Consider the following 20,973-nt stretch of genomic DNA (forward strand, 5'->3'; position numbering starts at 1 on the left):
ACACCACATGTCCATGTCCCGCCGGCAGCGGACGCGGGCCGTCCGGGGCGTCCAGTACGGGGTGCTGGCTCTCGTCGTGGCCGCCGTGGCCTTCGGCGCGAACTGGGGAGAGATACGCCGCGCCTTCTTCGATCTCGACGTCGCGCAGGCCCAGTTCCCCGACATCATCACCACCGCCCTGGTCAACACCGTCGTCTACACCCTCCTGGGGTTCGGCTTCGGCCTCGCGCTGGGCCTGATCCTGGCGCTGATGCGGCTGTCGTCGGTGCCGCCCTACCGGTGGCTGGCGATCGGCTACATCGAGTTCTTCCGCGGTGTGCCGGCGCTGCTGGTCTTCATCGCGCTCGGCTTCGGCGTCCCGATCGCCTTCCAGGTCGTCATCAACCAGTACGTCACCGTGATGCTCGCCCTCGGCCTCGTCGGCGCCGCCTACATGGCGGAGACAATCAGGGCCGGCATCCAGGCGGTGCCCAAGGGCCAGGTGGAGGCGGCCCGTTCACTGGGCATGTCGCAGGGCCGGGCGATGCGCTCGATCGTCATTCCGCAGGCGTTCCGGATCGTCCTGCCGCCGCTGACCAACGAGCTGATCCTGCTGACCAAGGACTCCTCGCTGGTCTATCTGCTCGGCCTCTCCCTGGGCCAGTACGAACTGGCCAAGTTCGGCCGTGACGCGCTGAACGAGAACCGCAGCCTGACCCCGATCCTCGTCGCCGGTCTGTGCTACCTGATCATCACCCTCCCGCTCGGCCACCTGGTCCGGCGGCTCGAGGCCCGTACCGCGAAGGCCAGGTGACCGAAGGTGACCGATCACAAGGCAGACGAGGCCGCGATCCGCGTCGAGGGGCTGCACAAGTCCTTCGGCGAGCTGGAGGTTCTCAAGGGCATCGACTTCACGGTGCGCCCCGGTGAGGTCGTCTGCGTCATCGGCCCGTCCGGCTCGGGCAAGTCGACGCTGCTGCGGTGCGTGAACCTCCTGGAGGAGCCGACGGCGGGCACCGTCGCCCTGTCCGGCACCGAACTGACCGACCCCGACGTGGACATCGACCGGGTAAGGCGCCGCATCGGCATCGTCTTCCAGAGCTTCAACCTCTTCCCGCACCTGTCCGTGCTGGACAACCTGACCATCGCCCAGCGGCGCGTCCTCGGGCGCGGCAAGGACGAGGCCGCGCGGATCGGCCGGGCCAATCTGCGGCGGGTGGGGGTCTCCGAGAAGGAGTCCGTCTACCCGGCCCAGCTCTCCGGCGGCCAGCAGCAGCGGGTGGCCATCGCCCGCGCCCTGTCCATGGACCCGGAGCTGATGCTCTTCGACGAGCCGACCTCCGCCCTGGACCCCGAACTCGTCGGCGACGTCCTCGCCGTCATGCGGCGTCTCGCCGACGAGGGCATGACGATGATGGTCGTCACCCACGAGATGAGCTTCGCCCGCGAAGTCGCGGACCGCGTGGTCTTCATGGACGGCGGCGTCATCGTCGAGGAGGGCACCCCGGAGCGTGTGATCGGCGACCCGCAGCACCAGCGCACCCGCACCTTCCTCTCCCGGGTGCTCGATCCGGCTGCCGCCGAGGTCGCCGAGGTCGCCGAGGACGGCGCGCCACCGGCCTGACAGGCCCCGCAACTCCCGTGCGGGGCCCGCGCACACTCCTGGGTGGGCAGCCATGCCCCGTACGGTTCCGGCGTGGCCTCTGCGGCTGCGGGACACCTCCGCCGGGAAGCAGCCGCGCCGCGCCAAGTGACGGAACGCACCGACGGGTCGGCCGGGCTTCCGGTGCGGCGCGTCCCGCCGCTGAACGTCAGCCCGTCCGGCGCCGGTCCACGAACGTGCGCAACTTGCCGCTGGCCGGGGTCCGTTCGAACGTGGCCCCGTCGGCGATCTCGATCGAGCAGGTGAGGAGGTCCTCCTCCTCGACCGCGGAGCGCAGGCCCGGGACCTCCGCCAGGAAGGCGGCCCGGGCGGAGTCGGCCGCCGGTGCGTAGCGCTCGTCGAGCCGGACGGTGAGCCGCTCCCGTGCCGCCTCCGAGGTGAGGACGATCTGGAGTTCTCCTCGGTAGTCCAGGTGCGTCTCGGCGGCCTGGACGAAGCGCCGGTAGTGGTAGGAGTACGCGCCGACGCGTGCCACATCGCCGTGCCGGCCGAGGAGTTCGATCCGGGGAGCGCGGCTGCCGCAGGGGCACACCCCGTCCAGCGCCCGGCCGATGTCACCGATCTGGTAGCGCTCGAGCCGCTGCCCGGACCGGGCCCGGCTGGTGAAGACCAGCCGCCCCTGTTCACCGGCCCGTACCGGCCGGTCCTCCTCCAGGTCGAGGATCTCCAGGGTGTGCAGGTCGGTCAGCACGTGATGGACGGAGCCGCCGGCGTGCTCGCACTGGTAGGCCAGCGGCCCGAGGTCGGTGCTGCCGTAGGCGGCCGACCGGATCACCTCGACGCCGAAGTCCTCGGTCAGCACGCGGCGTTGCTCGACGGTGAAGTGCTCGCCCCCGTAGTACACCTTCCGCACCCCGCCGTAGGTGCGCAGGGTCTCGCCCTGGGTGTGGAAGAGCTGCCAGAGGTAGGAGGGCATGCCGAAGAGGGTGTCGGCCCGGTAGTCCACCAGGGCTTCCGCGACCGCGGCGAGGTCGTCGCCCGCGGTGAGCGGGATCTGGGTGGCGTTCAGCCGCTCCAGGATGGAGAAGAAGCTGATGAAGCTGCCGTACAGACTGCCGCTGTAGAAGAGGTTGGCGGCGCGGTCGCGCGCCGGGTCGAACCCGGAGTCGAGCAGGCCGTTCGCGGCGGCCCGCATCTGGGTGTCGTAGTCGGTGTTGGTGAAGACGGAGAGGGCGGGCGCCCCCGTGCTGCCGCCGCTGCGGAAGTACAGGTGGGCGTGTTCGGGGGCCAGGCCGCGCAACTGCTCCTGCACGCCCGGCTTGTCGAGCAGCGGCCCGGTGGGCGGGGCCGGCTGGACGGGCGGAGCCACCAGGGCGTCCAGGCAGGAGGTGGCGGTGAAGCGCCGGTCGGCCTGGACGGCGACCCGCCTGCTGTACCGCTGCAACGCGTAGACGCCGTCGTGGGGTTCGCCGTCGTAGGCGTCGAGCATGGCGCCCACCGGGGTCACTCGCGTGACGCCCGCGGAGACGACGGAGCGGGCGAGCTGCGCCACGTCCGTGCGGCTGCCGGCGATCGCCGCGGTCTGGAGGTAGCGCCGCATGGGTCGCAGGGTGGCGGCCACGTCCGCACGGGGCAGCGGCTTGACCCAGACGCTGCGGTGCAGCGGTGAGGCGGTCATGGCGGGCCGGGTGTCGGCCAGGACGCGCCAGGAGCCGTCGTCGGCCGCGACGACCCGGGTCAGGCCGAGGTGCGCTTCGAGGCGGGCGACGAGTTCGGTGTTGGTGACCTCGGCGTGCTCGGCGACGTCGAGCGGGGTGGGCGGCGTCTTGCCGGAGACCTGGGCGAGCCGCTCCGCGAAGCTGTCCGCGAAGGCGAAGACCTCCTCACGGGAGTCGGTGTCGAGGTAGACGACCTGCGGGCTGGAGCAGGCCTGCTGGTCCAGGAGGCAGACGTCCTCGGCGAGCGCGGACTGGACGGCGGGGTCGCTCCAGGCATCGCGGGTCAGGTACGCGAAGGAGATCTTGTGACCCCACTCGACCAGCCGGCAGCCGGGCGGCGTGAGTTCGGCGACGCCGGCCACCGCGTCCTCGCCGCCCCAGACGGCGATCGCGTCGGCGGCGGCGCACAGGGGCTCCAGCCAGGCGCGGCGGCTGGAGGGGAAGTTCAGGGCGATGATCCGGCGCGCGAGAAGGCCGGTCTCGTCGGCGGCGCCGAGTTCGGCGAGCAGCCGCGGGGCGAGCGGCGTGTCGGAGCTGCTCGTCTTCAGCACGTTGAGGTTGCCGGTCAGCAGTCCCTCGACGACGCTCAGCGGAGCAACGCCGGCCGCGTTGCCCGGTGCGATGTGCACGACGAGGCCGACCGGCGCCCACGCCTCGTAGACGGTCTCCCGAGCGTCGGGCCGGGTCAGCCGCTCCGGGTGGAGTCCGCCGAGTTCGCGGCGGAGCTTGCGCTCCAGCGCCGGGCGACGCAGCGCTCCGGCCAACTCGGCGAGCAGGGACGCCGCCTGCTCCTCATCGGTACCGCCGTCGGTGAGGCAGTCCGTCAGCCGGGCGTACACCGGGTCGCCGGGGGTGCCCAGTGCCTCGGCGAGCCGGTCGCAGGCGGACAGCACGACGTCGGTGGGAAGCTGCTCCGTCATCGTGCGCTCGGTGAGGGCGGGCAGGCCGGCGAGGAGCTCGGTGGCCTTCGCGTCGTCGATGAACGTGCCCTGCCACAGGTGGAGTCCGCTGGTCGCCCCGGCGGTCGGTGCGCTGGTCATGACATTCCCTTCAGAAGTTCGGCGGCGGCCACCGCACAGCTGCGGTTGCGGCTCACTCCGGCCCGGCCGTGGACGGTGAACCAGTCGGTCGGCTGGGCGCAGCCGCACTCCTCGCCGGGGTGCAGCGAGGCGAGGTCGCCCATGAGCACGCTCTGCGCCGGGACGGAGGTGATGTACGGGGAGACGAGGTGCAGGTAGCCGCGCTCGCCGTGCGGAAGCGGCTTCAGGGTGGCGGTGTCGCGTACGGCGGCACGGGACCAGACCGGGACGTGCAGCCGGTGCCGTTCGCACTCGACGTAGGGCACGCAGTGCTCGACGGAGCCGAAGGTGTCGCGGATCCGCTCGGAGGGGATGCCCAGCTGCTCGGTGACCTCCGAGTAGAAGGCGTCCTTGCCGATCTGGCGGTCGGCGTGGCCCTTCCAGCCACCGCCGAGCACGACGAGCGAGCCGGGCGGCAGCTGCACCGGCGGGATGCCCAGCGAACGCATCCGCTCCAGGGTGAAGTGGAGGAAGGCCGGGAAGCCGAGGATGCGTACCGGCAGTCCCTCCTCGGCGTACCGCTGGAGGGCCTCGATGCAGCCGCGCACGTCGAACTCGTGCCCCGTTCCGGTGTGGCGCAGGGCGTGGGTGACGTCCTTGGCGGGCGCGAAGTCGCACAGGTAGTTGTCGGTGAAGGAGGTGCCCAGCTTCAGGTCGGGTGCGGGCTCGTAGCTGTAGAGCAGGTAGTTGACGGGCTGGTCCGGGGTGATCCACCCGTAGTGGTCGAAGACGCGGGCCACCATGCGCTGGGCGGAGCGGATGGTCCACTCGTCGAAGAACATCTGCGACTTCTGACCGGTGGTGCCGGAGGAGGTGAGGTGCAGAAAGACCTCGTCCCGGGGGACGGAGAGCACCTCGTGGCGCTTGAAGAAGTTGGCGTGCACCAGCGGCGCGCGGACGTCCCCGCCCACGCCGGGGGCAGGCGTCTCGGGCTCGTCGCCCAGCAACGACCGGAAGAACTCGGAGCGTTCGGCATGCCACGCGTTGGTCTCGGCCATCGCGGCGGCGAAGAGGGCGTCGGTTTCTGGGCCCTGCTCGTAGGGTGCGGCGAGGTCGCACAGTTGCTGGACGTGCGGGAGGGACGCCGGGTCGGGGACCTCGGCGGGAAGCAGATGGGGGTTCAAGAGACAACCTCGTGGAGTGGAAGGTACGTCGCGGTCCAGGCCCTCAGATACGCGCTCAGATACGGCTGCACCGGCGAACTGACGGCGGCGGTGCGGAAGTCGATCTGGCGGTTGGTCCGGGAGAGCACGACGTAGTCGTGGAAGCGGTCGCCGAGGCGGCGCATGGCCGGATAGAGCGCGCTGGGCACGAATCCCGCGGCCAGGAAGGCGCTGAGCCCCGCGGTGTCGGAGAGGGGCAGCAGCGTCTCGACGTAGTCCACGCCGGTACGGGTGACCGCGCGCATCAGTGGTTCCAGGGAGTGCGCCATGGCGGCGGGGCCGGGGTGCACCGCGATGAGGGAGCAGCTTCCGGTGACCGGGTCCAGATCGGCGTACGCCTCGAACTCGCCGTTCTGCGGGGTGAGGATCGCGTTCGGGGAGTGCAGCGGGAAGAAGCGTCCCGCCGGGTCGGGGAACTGCTCAAGGAAACGCCGGTGGACGAAGGAGCCGGCGGTGATGGTCTCCATGGCGGTGCTGGAGGGCACGACCGGCCCGGACAGCAGGCCGGTGCCGGTCGCCTCGATGGGCCGGACGCTCGCGTAGTCGATGCCCGAGGTCTCCTCCGCGGCGGTGAGGAGCGGAGCCAGCGGGGCGGGCACGCACGGCACATGCTCACGGTGGACCAGTACGTCGTCGGCGAAGCGGGCGAAGAGGGCGAGGCTTTCGCAACCCGCCACTTCGACGGCGTTGGGCATCAGCCCCAGCGGGCGGAATCCGTTGCGCACCACGATGTGCTGGGGGCCTTCGGTCACCACCCGCACCGTTGTGTAGATCGAGTCGAGACAGCCGGTGGCAAGGGCGCCGTCGCACACCGCTCCGGTCAGCCGGCCGGCCAGCCCGCCCTCGCGGTGGACGGGGTGGACGACGAGTCCGAGAAGTTTGCCGATCCGGCTCCCGGGGTCGGTCTGCACGACCACGGAGCCGGCCAGTTCCCCGGTGCCGGGCTTGCGTGCCACCAGCCAGTGGGTGTGCGGATCGGTGATGAGCCGCCGCATCTCGGCGGGGTCGCTGCCGAGCGGCACCGGATAGCCGTGGCCGTAGACCTCGAAGTACAACTGCCGCAGTTCCGCGACGTCCTGGAGGACTGCGGGGGTGATCGTGACTGTCATCGTGCTCCTCCCTCAGCGGTGGCGGTGGCGGTGGCAGCCACGGTGGCGGTCGCCGTGTCCGGCGTGACGTGCATGAGGACCTGCCCGGACGACGACTCGCCGGAGCCCGGAGCACACGGGTGCCGCTCCTCAGCAACTGCCGCCGTCCCGGGACCGGGTGAGTCCGTCCGTTCACCGGCGGCGTCCCCGAGGGTGCCCGTCCACCACAGGACGAGGGCCACAGGCACCAGGCCCATCGCCTGGACCAGGCAGAGGGTCTGCGGCGAGATCTGGTCGCCCAGGACGCCGAACAGCAGGGAGGCGAGGGGGAAGGTGGCTCCGAGCAGCGACTGCATGACCGCGAAGAAGCCCGGCTTGTCGGCGGGCGGTACGAGCCGCTGGAAGAGGGCCACGAACCGTACGCCGACGGCACCCACGCACCATCCCGCGACGACCATGGCCGCCGCGTAGACGGTCCGGTCCGCGATCAGGCCCGGAAGGGCGAACGAGACCGCCATCGATCCCAGGCAGAGGGCGCCGACCGTGGTCGGGCGTCCCGGCAGCCGCCCGCCCATGAACGCGCCGGCGAGGGTGCCGACGCCGAGCGACGCCTCCAGCAGCGCCACAGTCGAACCGTCGGCACGCAGCACGGAGGCCGTGTAGAGAGGCATGACGACGAAGACGGCCGTGGTGAAGACGTTCGCCGCGGCGAAACTGAGCAACACCCGCCGTATGTACGGCAGTTCGGTGAGTATCTGCCGCAGCGTACGGCGCGGGGCGGCAGACCGCCCGCTGCCCGGTGCCGGCCCCTGCGCGGACTGTGCCGCCCCTGCTGCGCCTCGCGTCCCCGCGGCTCCCGTTCCGCGGGGCGCCGTTCCGGGGAAGCGTGTGACGCCGATCAGTCCGGCGGCCAGGAGATACGCGCCGGCGCATCCGGTGACGATGCCCGGCAGCCCCCAGGCGTCGACCACGAGCGGTCCGAGGAGGCCGCCGGCCAGCCCCGCCAGGGACTGCGTGGCCAGCTCGAATCCGGTCGCCGCCTCGATGTCGGCGTCGTCGACGAGTTCCGGCACGGAGGTGGTCAGACAGGGGTCGAACAGGGCCTGGCAGCCCGCCAGGAGCAGGGCCGCGCCGTAGGCGACGCCCGTCGGCAGCGGAGTCGTGAACGCCCACGCCGCGGTGCACGCGGCGACCAGTCCGGCCCCGGCGGCCGCCGAGGCCATGACGGACCGGTAGGGGTTGCGGGCGATGACGGCGGCGACCACGGGCGCCAGAGCGACCGCGGGGAGCGTGCTCACGGCGAGGAACGCGCCCGAGGCGAGGCCCGGTTCGGACCCGGCGGCGTACTGGACGAGCCACCAGACGATGCCGACCTGGAACATCCGGGCCGATGCCTGGGTGAGGACCTGGGCGATCCATACGGCGCAGAAGGCGGGGTTGCGCAGGACGATGGGCGCTCGCCCGCGGCGCCCCTTCACAGCGGTCATGCGTGCGGACGTTCGTCGATGACCCGAATCAGCTTCCCCGAGCGGGAGTTGACGGCGAGGTCGGCGTGCCGCACCCACTCCACGGCCATCGGGTGGACGTGCCGGGCGGCGACCGCGGACTCGTACATGGGACGGGCCGCCAGAAACGCCTTGTGCACGGCTGCGGTGAGTTCGGGCAGCTCCTCGTCCCGGAGGTCGGAGCCGAGGCGCAGCGTCAGCCCGTCGCGGTCCTCCCAGCGGCGCACCACCAGTTGCACACCGGTGATGCGGCCCGCGGGGTCGACCGATCGCACCAGATCGTGCACGTCCTGGGTGTGCAGGGCCACCGCGCCGACGCGGACTCCCTCTTCGGCGCGCCCGAGAATGCGGAAGTGTCCGGACGCGGTGCAGGTCCACTCGGCGCGGTCACCGACGGGGTAGCGCAGGACCGGCATCAGACGCCGTCGCAGATCCGTGACGACGACGCGGCCGGGGACGCCGGCACGGGTGACGGGTTCGCCGCTGTCCTCGTCGAGGATCTCCACCACGGTGTGCGGAGTGAAGGCGCGGTGCATCCGCGGGTCGCCCCCCGGCACAGCAGCGCCCACGAGTCCGGCGTCCACCGCGGCGTAGCCGATGGAGGCCACACGGGCGTTGGGGAAGGCCGTCTCCAACAGGCGCTGCTGGTCGTTGAAGATGCTCTCGCCGCCGAAGAAAAGTGTGGTCACGCTGGGCAGTTGGCGACTGCCGGCCCGCAGGTACTCGGCGAGGGAGCACAGAGTCGTCGGGGCTCCGGCGATCACCTCGACGTCGAACTGCTCGAGCGTCTCGACGGTCGAGGCCAGGGGCGCGGCGCCGCCGATCGGAAGGCGGACGTTGGAGACCGGGGCCCGGTGCAGTGCGTCCAGGATGAAGCTGAAGCTGGCGTAGAGGTCGCCCGTGTAGAAGAGGTCGGCGACCCGCTGACCGGGCCGCAGCCCGGCCTCGACCAGCCCGGCGCCGAAAGTCGTGGTGAATTCGCGCCATTCTTCCCGGGTGTAGAAGGAGAACTTCGGCGCACCGGTGGTCCCACCGCTCTTGAACACCACTGCCTCGTCGAGCGGGCCGGTGAGCAGTGTGTTCCCGCGGGGGGTGTTGGCCTTCCAGAACTCGGTCTGGGGTATGACCGGGAGTTCGGTCAGATCCTCTGCGCGATCGGGCAGACCGGAATAGAGCGCTGCGTAGAAGGGCGAATTGCGGCGGACGAATCGTACGAGTTCCGCGAGTGATTTAACAGGCATAGTCTCCTGCTTTGCGGCATGCGAAGGAGAACGGCGTCCCGGAAGAGCGGACACCGCTGAGGTCTGGTGTGGTTCAGCTGCTGGTCAGGCAGTGCAGTGTTTCTACGGCTGCTCCCGGAACTTTCACGGGCGGCCGGAATTCCTCTCGAAGACCCTGAGCGGAAGCCTCTCTTCTGCTCCGGTCAACTCGGGCTCGCTACTTACCACTTGAAGCTTGCGCCGACACTCGACGATAACACCGCCTCCACACGCCGATTACACCGCGCACCGCGCTGCGACGGTGAGTTACATCTCATGGCCGAGGAATTATCAGGACAGCGGCGGACAATGCCCGACAGCATCTCACCATCGTTGTGGCCCCAGGCCCCTGCCCGCTCGCTCCCCTACGGTCACGTCCTTCTCTCCGGACGCGGGTAAGGCGTCCCTCGCCGCCGGTCAGCCGCCCCGGACCGTGGTCCACCCCGTCACCGCGAATGCCACTGCTGTCGCCACGCAGACCGTCACGTTCATCGGCACCAGCCGGCCCGCCAGACGGACGTCCCAGCCCCCGACGTCGCCCGAGGCCAGTCGCGCCACCGGTGACAGGGCCCGCCCCAGGCCGAAGCCGATGCCCGCGGCGACCGCCGTCACGGCCGTGCCTCCCGTGAGCAGCACGCCGAGGGCGATCACGTACGGCGCGCTGGCCGACACGTAGGTGCGCACACCCGTGCCGAGTTCGAAGCCGAACTGGAGTGTGCCGCGCATGAGATCGCGCTGGAGGACGTCCTGGGGGATCTGCCGGGCGTTCTGCGGCATCGGGAACCGGAGGACTCCCGTGTCACGCAGCAGAGCCAGCACGGCCGCCACGACGATCGCCCCGTGCCGCAACTCCGGCGGGAGCGGCGAGAGGAGACCGGAGAGCAGCCAGAGCACCATGGCCGACAGCAGAGCGCCGAGGATCAGACCCGCGGTGAGAACGGCCAGCACTGTGGCCTGTCTGTGAAGTGCCCGCCAACCTGGCGTGGCCAGCGCGTAGGCGCTGTTGCGCGTTCAAACGGAGCCGGAGAGCGAGAAACCCGCCAGACCGCCGGTGACCGCCCAGGTGAGGGTGGGTGAGTACAGAGCCGCGCAGACGGCTGCCAGAGCCATCACGGCAGTCGCCACCATGGGGTCGGTCAGCCGCCGGCGCCAGGCTCCGGCGGTGTCGGAGGGGCGCGCCGGAGGGCCCGGCATCAGGCGGAGCCCGTCATCGTGCGCCAGGTCACCGGTCCGACGATGCCGTCGGCGTCGATCTCGTGCCGGGTCTGGAACTTGGTGACACCTGCCTCGGTGGCCGCACCGAAGACACCGTCGACGGCCACGTCGTAGCCGTGCTTGTTCAGTTGCTGCTGCGCTCCGCGCACCGCGTGGTTGTTGTCACCGCTGCGGACGGTCACCGCCAGCTCGGGCCAGGTGGCGGCGTCCACCGTGCCGGAGCCCTCGAGCCCCGCGGCGAGCTGGAACGCCTTGACCTGGGCCTCGGTGGCCGCGCCGAAGATTCCGTCGGCGTCGGTCGTGAAGCCTCCCTGGGTGAGCAGGTGCTGCACCGTGAAGACGTCCGGGCCCTTGGCGCCGTTCGCGACGTCCGGCCAGGTGACACTGCCGGGGCAGCCGCAGTCCGTGGTGTAGCGGCAGATGGAGCGTACCCATCCGGACTCCGTGCTGCGGTAACCGTCGTGGCAGCGGCGCTCGATGCCGCAGCCGCAGCTGCCGCACGGGCCGGTGAACCGCCACAGCCAGCCGTCGTAGGTGCCCGAGTAGCACTGGTTGGGGCGGAGCGTCCAGGTCACGCCGTCGTTCTTGTGGAAGCCGAGATGCTCGCCGCTCTCGACGCAGGACTCCGCGAACACTGTGCTCGGGCCGCAGCCCGGCGAGCAGTCGTGGTCGGAGGCGTACGAGGGGCATTCGCCGGTCCAGATGTCGTACCCGTCGGCGTACGCCTCGCGGGTCATCGAGAAGACGCCGAGAGCTGCGAATCCGACCGCGGTCGCGGCCTGGACGAAGCGGCGCCGCGGCAGGGCGAATCCCACCGGAGCGCGCATGCGGCCGGCTGCTCCCCGGGGCCGTGGAGCGGGGGCGGACGCGGACGCGGCATCCGGCCGGCGCAGCATCGGGATGTCGTCAAGGGTGGGCATCATGAGCTCCTGACCTGGCCGGGAAGATCGTGTTCCAGCAACTCCAGCAGCGCCGAGGGAGAACCCACCGGCTCCGAACGTGCCACGCGTCCTGCGGTGTCGACGATCACGGCGTACGGGGTCGCGACGGCGTCGTACGCCTCGAAGAGGTCCGCGCGGCCGGCCAGAACCGGTATGACGGAGTCGGTGGCGGTGACCGCCGGTTCGGCGTAGACGGCCCGTACCGCGGGGCCGCCCTCATTCCGCTCGGCCCAGTCCCGCGCTGCCGACAGGACCTTCTCGCAGGTGTGGCAGGTGTCGCTGAGGAAGAGGAGCACGGCCTCCCCGCCGTCACCGGTCAGCTCGCCGATCCCGGGTGCCGGACGGCCGGGCTCGATGCCGGCCCGTTGCGGGGGTGCGCCCCGGCCGTCCGTCCCGGCCCTGGAGAGCTGGTGGACCTGGCGGATCAGTCCCGCGACCACGAAGGCCAGCAGGGCGATGGCGATCCAGGAGGCGAGGAGAGCGCTGGTCACGAAGTCCACGGTGCGGTCTCTCCTTCAGCCGGGTTGTGCAGGGCGAGCGGCAGGAACCACAGCAACCCGGTGAACGTGAGGGTCGCGAGCGTGATCGTCGTCAGTTCGGCGGGGTCGGCGGGCAGTTGGACGGCCGGTTCCGCCAGGAGGGCGCCTACGGCGGCGAGGAGCGCGTAGACGAGCGCGCGGCCGGCCACCCAGCCTGAGACCGGTATGTCCGTCCGGGAGCATCCGCAGGGGCCGCCGCGACCGGTGGACAGGACGTACCGCACATAGCCGGCGTAGGTGCCGAACAGTGCCGCGCTCGCGGCCATCACGAGCACGAAGCCGGTCCGGCTGCCCACGGCCACCGCGGCCAGGCCCGCGGCGCCCAAAAGCCCTTCGGCCAGCGGGACGGCCCCGGTCACGAGGGGAACCGCACGGCGGGGCAGGACCCGGTGCCGGCGGAGTGCGTCACGCAGCGCGCCGGGGCCGGCCACATGGGCGGCGCAGCCGGTGAGCAGACTGAGCAGCACGATGCCGGCTGCCACAGGGGCCAGGAACGTCGTCATGCGGTCAGTCCGCGATGCGCAGGGTGAGTCGCTCGACCAGAGCGGGGACCCGCTCGACGTCGGTGTCGGCCAGCGGGACGACGGTCGCCCACAATCCGGCGCCGGACAGGACGAAGAAGTCGCGGCCGTCGGAGAGGGTGTCGCGGTACAGCTCACCGGCCTCGACCTGGACGCCCTTCCAGGGCGGGAGCTGCGCGGTGTGCTCGGACGTCGCCCTGGACATCTCGAGGAGGCCGATGCCCGGGACTTCCTTGATGACGCTCGCCGGCCGGGCGAACCGGCTGCCGGCGGCCCGTTCCGGGGTCAGGGTGATGCCTTCGGCGTGTTCGGCGATGTGGAGGGTGCGCAGCATCCCGAGCACGTCGCGTACGGCCAGCCGGTACAGGCGGGTCACCAGGCAGAACCGCTTCCCCTGCCACACCACCAGCATGGGCTTTTCCACGGTCTTGGACTGAGCGTCGTACTCGCTCTTGACCGCCGTGCGCAATGTCCCGCCCTGGAAGGAGAGTTCCGACTCGAACTCGGTGACGCCGAGGGCCTCGGCGATGTTCTCGCCGAGTCCGGCCGGCCCGGCGGTCAGTTCCACCAGCCTGCCGTTGATGACGATCTCGGCCACGGAGGTGAAGGGCAGCTTCAGATCGAGCGCGCTCGCGAGACGGTAGGCCGTGCCGTCGAGGGCGCGATGGTCGACGGTGCCGGCCGAAGCCATGGCGTCCCTCCCCCTGTCGCGACGAATGGATGGAGGCTAGTGACAGGGGGTCACATTGTCAATGTACAGTCAAGACTCGCTCCGGCCCGGCTCATCCTCGTACGACCAGCGGGTGGCGGCCGGGGGGAAGGACCTCGCCGACGACGGGGTACCCGGGCAGCTCTCCCGCGAGAAGCAGACCGCCGGAGGTCTGCGCGTCGGCCAGCAGCAGCCGTTCCTCGCCGGAGAGGGAACCGAAGTCCGTGAAGGGCGAGACCCACTCCAGATTGCGCCGGGTGCCGCCGCTGACGAAGCCGTCCGCGACGGCCTCACGGGCATCGGCGAGAAAGGGCACCGCGGACGCGTCGACGGCCAGGGTCACCTTCGCCGCACGCGCGAGCTTGTACATGTGGCCCAGCAGTCCGAATCCCGTCACATCCGTCCCGGACCTGATGCCGCGCTCCACAGCCGCCCGGGAGGCGTCGCGGTTGAGCGCCGCCATCGTCTCGACCGCCTCCGGAAAGACCGAACCGGTGGCCTTGTGACGGGCGTTGAGCACGCCCGTTCCCAGCGGCTTCGTCAGGGTCAGCGGCAGACCGGGGACGGCGGCGTCCAGGCGCAGCATGCGGTCCGGGTGCACGACCCCGACGACCGACATGCCGTACTTCGGCTCCGGGTCGTCGACGCTGTGCCCGCCCGCCACATGGCAGCCGGCCCGGTGCGCGACGTCCCGCCCTCCGCTCAGCACCCGGGCCGCCGCCTCGAGCGGCAGCGCCTGACGCGGCCAGCCGAGCAGGTTGACCGCCGTGACCGGCGTCCCACCCATCGCGTAGACGTCGGAGAGCGCGTTCGCCGCGGCGATACGCCCCCAGTCGTACGGGTCGTCGACCACGGGTGTGAAGAAGTCCGCCGTGGTGACGATCGCGCGTTCGGCGTCGAGCCGCACCACCGCCGCGTCGTCCCCACCGTCGTCGAGGCCGACCATCAGCTCCAGGGCCGGGTCCACGGCGCTGCCGTGCCGGCCCGACAAGGACGCCACCAGCGAATCCAGCTCACCCGGCGGGATCTTGCAGGCACAGCCACCGCCATGGGCGAGCTGGGTCAGTCGCGGCGTACCCCGGGGGCGCGGCTCGTCCATGGGAGATCAACCTACTGCCGGGCCCGGCCGGTTCGGAAGGCGGACGCCGGGCCGGGCCGGTTCGGAAGGCGGACGCCGGACCGGACGGCGGGCCCGGGGAGTTGCTCCGCAGGACCTATACTCCGCGGCGGAGGCGGGCAGGTGCCTGGTGGCCCTCACGGTCTTCAACACCGATGTGGCCGGGAACCCCGGCCAGGCGGGTTCGATTCCCGTACGCCTCCGCGGGAGATCCGATGGACGACCACAGAAGACGCGTGCCCCGCACCGACGCCGTGCTCGCGGACCCGGCAGTCGCGGCCGCCTGCGAACGGCTGGGCAGGACCCTGGTGAGGGAGGCCGTCGCTGCCGCGCTGGAACTGGTCCGCCAGGGCCGTGCGGAAGCCGGGCAGGCCGCGGCGAGCGCCCTGTCCATGCTGCCCCCGACCGCTGCCCGGCTGCTGCCGGTCATCAACGCCACCGGTGTCGTCGTACACACCAACCTCGGGCGTGCGCCCCTGTCCGCCGCCGCGCAGGAGGCGTTGACCGCCGCGGCGGGATGCACCGACGTCGAGTTCGACCTCAACGGCGGACGGCGCGGCCGGCGCGGCGCGGGCGTAACGGCGGCTCTGGCAGCGGCGGTTCCCGATGCCGGAGCCGTGCACCTCACCAACAACAACGCAGCCGCCCTGGTTCTCGCGGCGACCGCGCTGGCGCAGGGCCGGGAGATCGTCATCAGCCGCGGCGAACTCGTGGAGATCGGGGACGGGTTCCGGATCCCCGAACTGCTGGAGTGCACCGGGGCCCGGCTGCGCGAGGTGGGAACGACCAACCGGACCCATCTCGCCGACTACGCCGCCGCGGTCGGCCCGTCCACCGCGTTCGTCCTCAAGGTGCACCCCTCCAACTTCGCGACCACCGGATTCGTCTCCTCCGTCGGGGTGCGCGAACTCGCGGGCCTGGGCCCGCCCGTGGTGTACGACATCGGCTCCGGCCTGCTGAAGCCGCACCCCGTCCTGCCGGACGAGCCCGACGCGACCTCCGCGCTGCGTGCCGGCGCGGGCCTCGTCACCGCCAGCGCCGACAAGTTGCTCGGCGGCCCGCAGGCCGGCCTGGTCCTGGGCAGCGAAGCTCTCGTCGCCCGGCTGCGGCGGCATCCGCTGGCCAGGGCACTGCGCGTGGACAAACTCGCGCTGGCCGCCCTGGAAGCGACCCTGCGCGGGCCGGCCACGCCCGTCGAACAGGCGCTCACCGCGGACCCCGAACGACTGCTCGCCCGGGCCGAATCCCTCGCGGGCACGCTGCGGGACAAGGGCGTCGACGCGACCGCCACCGCCACCCGGGCCCGGGTCGGCGGAGGAGGAGCGCCCGAGGCCGTACTGCCGAGCGCGGCGGTACGTCTCGCCCCGGAACTGGCCCGGCCGCTGCGGACCGGGCGGCCCGCGGTGGTCGGACGGCAGCACGGTGGAGATCTGCTGCTCGACCTGAGGGCGGTTGCCCCACGGGACGACGACGCCCTGACGGCCGCGGTGCTGGCCGTGCGGCCCGGGGCGCGCTGACCGTGTTCGTCGTCGCCACGGCGGGCCACGTCGACCACGGCAAGTCGACCCTGCTGCGTGCCCTCACCGGCTCGGACCCAGACCGTCTCGGCGAGGAACGGCGGCGCGGGCTGACCCTCGACCTGGGCTTCGTGTGGACCCGGCTGCCCGACGGGGAGCCGATCGCGTTCGTCGACGTGCCGGGCCACCAGCGGTTCATCGCCAACACCCTCGCCGGCGTCGCCACCGCGCCCGCGGTGCTCTTCGTCGTCGCGGCGGACGAGGGCTGGATGCCCCAGTCCGAGGAACACCTCGCCGCCGTCGACGCGTTCGGCGTCCGCACGGGCCTGCTGGCGGTGACCCGCTCCGACCTCGCCGATCCGGCGGCAGCGCTGGCCGACGCCCGGGAACGCCTCGCCCGCAGCAGCCTCGGGTCCGTCGAGGCGGTTCCGGTGAGCGCACGCACGGGCACCGGGCTCGACACGTTGCGGCACCGGCTCCAGGCCCTGCGGACCGTCGGCACGCCCGGGGGTGACGACGCCCCCGTACGGCTGTGGCTCGACCGGGTGTTCACGGTCGACGGGGCGGGGACGGTCGTCACCGGCACCCTGACCGCCGGCCGGCTCACCGTCGGGGACCAGCTCGAAGTCGCCCCCGGGGGCAGACCGGTCACCGTACGGGGACTCCAGTGCCTGGGCACCGGGACGGACACGGCGACCGCACCCGCACGCGTCGCCGTCAACCTGCGCCGCACGCCCCGCGAGGCGGTGAAACGGGGACACGCCCTGGTCACTCCCGGCGGCTGGAGGCGTACGGACACGGTGGACGTCCGGGTGGCCGGGGACGCGGCAACGCTGCCGGCCGAACCGCTGGTCCACTGCGGCACGGCCATGACCGGCGCCCGGGTACGCCCGCTGGGGCCGGGAGCCGCCCGGCTCCGTCTGCGGACACCGCTGGACTTGCACATCGGCGACCGGCTGCTGATACGTGACCCGGGTTCCCGGCTGCTGACCGGCGCGGTGGTGCTGGACGTCGCTCCGCCGGAGCTGACCCGCAGGGGCGCGGCCGCAGCCCGTGCCCGGCAGCTGGCGGAGATGACCGAGAGCACCGGCCTGGCCGCGCAACTTCGGCGCCTGGGCATGTCCCACCGCGACGATCTGCGGGCGATGGGCGTCACGGTGCCGGGAGTCGGTGCCGGTACCGGTGCCGGTGCCGGTATCGGTGCCGGCGCCGGGGCCACGGCCCGTCCGGAGCGGGGCGAGGGGACTGCCGACGGTCCCTCCACCGGCGTGCTGACTGCCGGGGGGTGGCTCGTCGACCCCGCACACGCGGCCGGGCTGCGGGCGAAGCTCTACGACGCGGCTGTGGCGTACAGCCGGGCGCAGCCCCTCGAACCAGGACTTCCGGTGACCGAGGCACAGCGACAACTCGGCCTCCCCGAGGCCGCGCTGGTCGAGGCCCTGGCAGCGGAGCACCTGCTGGTGCGCGACGGCAGACTGTTGCGCCGGGACGGCCCGGACCAGTTGCCTGCGCCCCTCCAAGAGGCCGCCCGGGAGCTTCACGCCGACTTCCGCGCCGCGCCGTTCCGGGCGCCGACGGAGCAGCGTCTGCGGGAACTCGGGCTGACCCGCCGGTCGTTGGCCGCACTGGTCCGCGAGGGGCTGCTCGACCGCTACGGCGATGTCTGCCTGCCGCCCGGCGCGGCGGAGCTGGCGGCGGCCGGACTGCGTTCCCTTCCGGGGCCGTTCACGGTGGGGCAGTGCTGCCGGGCGCTGGGGACCAGCAGACGGGTGGCCGTTCCGCTGCTGGAACACCTGGACCGGACGGGCGTGACCGAACGGGACTCCACCGGTCGCCGCACCCTCAGGGACGGCTGACCGGCGGACTCCGACCCCCCGTCCCTCTCCACCGGTGCCGCCGTTCAAGGAGAGGCACTCACCCTCGAGTTCACGTTCCCTCAGATGCTGCGTGCCGGTGGTGAACGGGTGCGTGTCCGGCGTTCGCCGGGCCCTGTCGTCGCGCCGGTCGCCGCCGACATGACCGTCACCGACAGTTGCCACACCTGGAAGGGAACGCTCAGCGAAGGCTCAACCGGCGAAGTAGTCCGGCAGTTGCTGATCCGCGCCCTCGCCGACGGCGGCGGTGCGCAACCCCGGGCCGGCCAGGTTCGCTGACCAGCCCGGTCACCTGGGGACAGGACTGATGCACGGGCAGGTCAGGTCCGGTCTTCGGGCGGGCCGGTTCGCCGTCGGGCGCGGTGGCCGGCCACGTTGAGGCGATTGCCGCACACCTCGGGCGTGCAGTACCGGCGGCGTCCGGCCTTGCTCGTGTCCACGAAAAAACCGTCGCAGTCGGGCGAACTGCACGGCCGGAAGCGGTCGTGGTTCAGGGCTTGCAGCGTGCCGAGCAGTCCGGTGCCGATGACGGCGGCCATACGGTCAGCGACCGAGGCATCGGATGAGACGGCGACGCACCACTGCCAGCGTTCCGCACTGTCACGGCAGAGCGTCGGGCCGGTCCCCGCTCTGCGGACGAGTGCAGTCGCGGCGCCGACCAGCTCGGCAGGGGTGGCGAGTTCCAGGACGTCCCGGATCTCCTGCCGGAGAGCGTGCACCTGTTGCACGTCCTCGTCCGCCAACTCCCTTTCGTGCGCCGCTCCATGTGCCTCCATGCCGTGATCGGTGAGGAACCTCCCCAGGGCTGTCGGACTCGAGAGAACCTCTCCTGTTCGCCTCCGCACTCGGGGCGAGGTGTTGACGAGGTCGCTCGCCATCCCTGCCCCCAGCTTGTAATCGGAGAAAGTGACGTACACGCCTTACTCCATGCTACGGTAACTGGATAAACTCACTATACCCCTTACAGTGGAGGGATCGACCGTGCCCATGTCGATGAGGACGCAGCAGTGGGGACTTCCTGACCGGATCGACGTATCCCAAGGCAAGGTGGCCGCCGGAACCTTCGGAGAAGGGCCACCGGTCGTCCTCGTCCACGGCACGCCCGCGTGGTCATACCTGTGGCGCGGGGTCATACCGGCCCTTGCGCGCCAACACACCGTCCACGTATGGGACTTACTCGGCTTCGGCGACTCCCGGTCGGCCCCGGGAGCCTCTCCCTCGATCGCCCGGCAAGCACGCACCCTGGCCGAACTCGTCGAACACTGGGGGCTTCGCACGCCCAGCCTGGTCGGACATGACATCGGCGGAGGTGTCGTGCTGCGGGCCCATCTGATCGAACAGGTCCCCGTTCACCGCCTCGCGCTCCTGGACGCGGCGGTACTCGGCCCGTGGAACACGCCGTTCACCGAACACCAGCAGCAACACGCGGACGCCTACCGCACGATGCCGACCCACATCTTCAACGACATCATCGCCGCACGACTGCGCACCGCCGTCCACCGCCCCATGGACGACTCCACAGCAGACGCCTATCTCGCCTCCTGGGCCGGGCAGGCGGGTCAGGAACGCTGGCTCGACCAAGTCTCCTCCGTCACCTTCGGAGACACCATTGACGTCGTCGACCAGCTGGACCGGATCTCCATCCCAACTCTCGTCCTCTGGGGTGAGAACGACGAGTGGCTCGACCCGGCCACCGGCGACGAACTCACTGCCGCGATACCCGGCGCCCAGCGAGTCACGATCCCCGATGCGGGGCACTTCCTCACCGAGGACAACCCCGAAGACGTCGCGGACGCGCTCCTCCGCTTCCTCGGGTCCACACCGGGACCATGACCACAGTGCGTCGGCGAGGGCTTCGCCTCCCTGCCGGACGACGGTTCCCATGCGCCCGGGCAACCCCGTGCAGCGTGCCCGCCTGTGCGTCGGGCGCTGTGAGCGAAGTGTCGGCGGTGGCGCCGCTCGGACCCTCGCTGCTGCTTCGGCGGCGGCTCGGGCTGCCCGTCGGTCAGACGGTCTCAGGGGCTCCAAGCATCGCGGAAGCCTCTTGGAAGGGGGTGAGGCCGCGCGTGGGCGCGGCGGCCTGGGGAAGGCCGTGGCAGGTGAAGCCGAGCCGGGTCATGGCCCGGAGAACTTCGCCGGCGCTGAAATCGCGGCGGTCCTGGCGTGTGATGACCTGGCCGACCTGCTTGACGGGGTAGGTGCGGCGGCCGATGGTCACGGATTCGCCGACGACCTGCTCGGGACTGACGCCTTTCATCGATTCCAGGACGCCGGTCTTGGTGAGGTCGAAGGGGAAGCGGGCGATGATGCAGCGCATGGGTGCCTCACAAGGAGAAGAGCGAAGGGGCATGGTTTTCTGCTGCGATGAGACGTTCAGCGGGCCCACGGCGCGGACGCCCGGGCGCTGGGACTTGTTCATCAACGACAGGCAGGGAGTTGGCGGTGGTGCATCGCGTACTGGGCTTCGGTCATGTGGCTACGGGTGCGGTGGACGGCCCGCGGTCGCCGAGGATGGCGCGCAGCTGAACACGGTCCGTGGTCTCGGAACTGCCACGGGCTGCGGCGGCCTGGGCCTGAGTGGCGGTGCGCAGGCCGTCGTTGTCGCTGACGAGCTGGTGCCCGGTGCGGGCACTGTCCGCGGCGGACGGGCCGACCTCGATGGTCATGTCCTTACCGACATGCGGTCCGAACGCTTCCATCGCGTCGGCCTGCGTCCTGCGCACGGGGGTTGAGCTCGCCGATCGGGGCTGCATCTGAACCAACGTCAAGGCGTGCCTTCTGCAGAGGCCGGTCAGCTTCCTGATCACGAAGGCTCTAGGTGTTCTGTCCACGGAGGTTGGTGACGGTGATCACCGGTAGGTGATCTTGAAATGGGTGAGGGCCTTCTGGCTCGGTGTGGATTGCGACATCTGCACCGGCGACCAGAGAGGCCCTCATGCCGCACCGTAACGCACCCCTGACCGAGACCGGACGTGTGCGGCTGGCCCGCTGTGTGGTCGAGGACGGCTGGCCCTTGCGCCGGGCGGCCGAACGGTTCAACGTCTCGGTCACCACCGCCCAGCGGTGGGCGACCCGCTACCGGGCTGGCGGCGAGGCCGCCATGGTTGACCGCTCCTGCCGTCCCGGCCGCTGCCCGCGCCGGACTC

22 protein-coding genes and 1 tRNA gene are annotated in these 20,973 nt (G+C 71.5%); 8 read left to right on the plus strand and 15 right to left on the minus strand.

What is annotated here, in order from left to right:
• Positions 1–7 precede the first annotated feature (7 nt).
• A complete protein-coding gene (locus H343_RS0123955; protein ID WP_037904924.1) occupies positions 8–793 on the plus strand; it encodes an amino acid ABC transporter permease in 786 nt (261 codons plus the stop codon).
• A gap of 6 nt (positions 794–799) precedes the next feature.
• A complete protein-coding gene (locus tag H343_RS0123960; protein WP_028433194.1) occupies positions 800–1,603 on the plus strand; it encodes an amino acid ABC transporter ATP-binding protein in 804 nt (267 codons plus the stop codon).
• 187 nt (positions 1,604–1,790) lie between these two features.
• On the opposite strand, the gene H343_RS0123965 is transcribed toward H343_RS0123960, so the two are convergent.
• The 12 genes from H343_RS0123965 to selD all read right to left on the minus strand — a co-directional run bounded on the left by H343_RS0123965 (position 1,791) and on the right by selD (position 14,418).
• Positions 1,791–4,340 carry an acyl-CoA reductase gene (locus H343_RS0123965; protein WP_028433195.1) on the minus strand — a complete coding sequence of 850 codons (2,550 nt, stop codon included), beginning with the start codon at positions 4,338–4,340 and terminating at the stop codon, positions 1,791–1,793.
• Entirely contained in the window at positions 4,337–5,503 is a 1,167-nt protein-coding gene (locus tag H343_RS0123970) for a LuxE/PaaK family acyltransferase (RefSeq protein WP_028433196.1), read from the minus strand. Before H343_RS0123970 ends, H343_RS0123965 begins: the two co-directional genes overlap by 4 nt.
• Complete coding sequence (locus H343_RS0123975; RefSeq protein WP_028433197.1) at positions 5,500–6,651, minus strand: GNAT family N-acetyltransferase; 1,152 nt, start codon at positions 6,649–6,651, stop codon at positions 5,500–5,502. Before H343_RS0123975 ends, H343_RS0123970 begins: the two co-directional genes overlap by 4 nt.
• A complete protein-coding gene (locus tag H343_RS32595) occupies positions 6,648–8,117 on the minus strand; it encodes an MFS transporter (RefSeq protein WP_078506075.1) in 1,470 nt (489 codons plus the stop codon). The genes H343_RS0123975 and H343_RS32595 overlap by 4 nt, the downstream gene beginning before the upstream one ends.
• The gene (locus tag H343_RS0123985; RefSeq protein WP_028433198.1) at positions 8,114–9,376 is read right to left on the minus strand and encodes an AMP-binding protein; all 1,263 of its coding nucleotides are present in this window, start codon (positions 9,374–9,376) and stop codon (positions 8,114–8,116) included. Before H343_RS0123985 ends, H343_RS32595 begins: the two co-directional genes overlap by 4 nt.
• Before the next feature lie 435 nt (positions 9,377–9,811).
• Complete coding sequence (locus H343_RS32600) at positions 9,812–10,342, minus strand: hypothetical protein (protein ID WP_051265943.1); 531 nt, start codon at positions 10,340–10,342, stop codon at positions 9,812–9,814.
• Between the two features lie 63 nt (positions 10,343–10,405).
• Complete coding sequence (locus H343_RS0123995) at positions 10,406–10,588, minus strand: hypothetical protein (protein ID WP_028433199.1); 183 nt, start codon at positions 10,586–10,588, stop codon at positions 10,406–10,408.
• Positions 10,588–11,436 (minus strand): peptidoglycan-binding domain-containing protein, encoded by an 849-nt coding sequence (locus H343_RS0124000; protein ID WP_486587032.1) that lies wholly within the window; start codon positions 11,434–11,436, stop codon positions 10,588–10,590. Before H343_RS0124000 ends, H343_RS0123995 begins: the two co-directional genes overlap by 1 nt.
• A gap of 92 nt (positions 11,437–11,528) precedes the next feature.
• Complete coding sequence (locus H343_RS0124005) at positions 11,529–12,050, minus strand: hypothetical protein (RefSeq protein WP_028433201.1); 522 nt, start codon at positions 12,048–12,050, stop codon at positions 11,529–11,531.
• Positions 12,038–12,592: a MauE/DoxX family redox-associated membrane protein gene (locus tag H343_RS32605; RefSeq protein ID WP_051265946.1), complete on the minus strand. Its 555-nt coding sequence runs from the start codon at positions 12,590–12,592 to the stop codon at positions 12,038–12,040. The genes H343_RS0124005 and H343_RS32605 overlap by 13 nt, the downstream gene beginning before the upstream one ends.
• A 4-nt stretch (positions 12,593–12,596) precedes the next feature.
• Positions 12,597–13,301, minus strand: a complete 705-nt coding sequence (locus H343_RS0124015; RefSeq protein WP_028433202.1) for a hypothetical protein — start codon at positions 13,299–13,301, stop codon at positions 12,597–12,599.
• 91 nt (positions 13,302–13,392) lie between these two features.
• A complete protein-coding gene (gene selD / locus H343_RS0124020; protein ID WP_028433203.1) occupies positions 13,393–14,418 on the minus strand; it encodes a selenide, water dikinase SelD in 1,026 nt (341 codons plus the stop codon).
• Between the two features lie 129 nt (positions 14,419–14,547).
• Here selD and H343_RS35390 point away from each other — a divergent pair.
• The 4 genes from H343_RS35390 (at position 14,548) to H343_RS0124035 (ending at position 18,106) form a co-directional block, all read left to right on the plus strand.
• Positions 14,548–14,641 (plus strand) — tRNA-Sec (locus H343_RS35390).
• Between the two features lie 10 nt (positions 14,642–14,651).
• The gene (gene selA / locus H343_RS35675; RefSeq protein ID WP_028433204.1) at positions 14,652–15,953 is read left to right on the plus strand and encodes an L-seryl-tRNA(Sec) selenium transferase; all 1,302 of its coding nucleotides are present in this window, start codon (positions 14,652–14,654) and stop codon (positions 15,951–15,953) included.
• Positions 15,954–15,955: 2 nt separating this feature from the next.
• Positions 15,956–17,809 (plus strand): selenocysteine-specific translation elongation factor, encoded by a 1,854-nt coding sequence (gene selB / locus H343_RS35680; protein ID WP_028433205.1) that lies wholly within the window; start codon positions 15,956–15,958, stop codon positions 17,807–17,809.
• Positions 17,810–17,893: 84 nt separating this feature from the next.
• On the plus strand, positions 17,894–18,106 hold the full coding sequence (locus H343_RS0124035) for a hypothetical protein (RefSeq protein WP_028433206.1): 213 nt from the start codon (positions 17,894–17,896) through the stop codon (positions 18,104–18,106).
• A gap of 41 nt (positions 18,107–18,147) precedes the next feature.
• Here H343_RS0124035 and H343_RS0124040 read toward each other — a convergent pair whose 3' ends face one another.
• Positions 18,148–18,744 (minus strand): CGNR zinc finger domain-containing protein, encoded by a 597-nt coding sequence (locus H343_RS0124040; RefSeq protein WP_028433207.1) that lies wholly within the window; start codon positions 18,742–18,744, stop codon positions 18,148–18,150.
• A gap of 70 nt (positions 18,745–18,814) precedes the next feature.
• On the opposite strand from H343_RS0124040, the gene H343_RS0124045 reads away from it, so the two are divergent.
• Positions 18,815–19,660 (plus strand): alpha/beta fold hydrolase, encoded by an 846-nt coding sequence (locus H343_RS0124045; protein WP_037904927.1) that lies wholly within the window; start codon positions 18,815–18,817, stop codon positions 19,658–19,660.
• A gap of 172 nt (positions 19,661–19,832) precedes the next feature.
• On the opposite strand, the gene H343_RS0124050 is transcribed toward H343_RS0124045, so the two are convergent.
• Together H343_RS0124050 and H343_RS35040 are read right to left on the minus strand one after the other, a co-directional pair.
• On the minus strand, positions 19,833–20,144 hold the full coding sequence (locus H343_RS0124050) for an SCO5918 family protein (RefSeq protein WP_028433209.1): 312 nt from the start codon (positions 20,142–20,144) through the stop codon (positions 19,833–19,835).
• Between the two features lie 151 nt (positions 20,145–20,295).
• Complete coding sequence (locus H343_RS35040; protein WP_158679609.1) at positions 20,296–20,550, minus strand: hypothetical protein; 255 nt, start codon at positions 20,548–20,550, stop codon at positions 20,296–20,298.
• Between the two features lie 212 nt (positions 20,551–20,762).
• Between H343_RS35040 and H343_RS34515 the strand changes: the two genes are divergently transcribed.
• On the plus strand, positions 20,763–20,973 hold a 211-nt coding region (locus H343_RS34515; RefSeq protein ID WP_028433210.1), incomplete at its 3' end, for a leucine zipper domain-containing protein.

This window comes from Streptomyces sp. TAA204, from assembly GCF_000424965.1.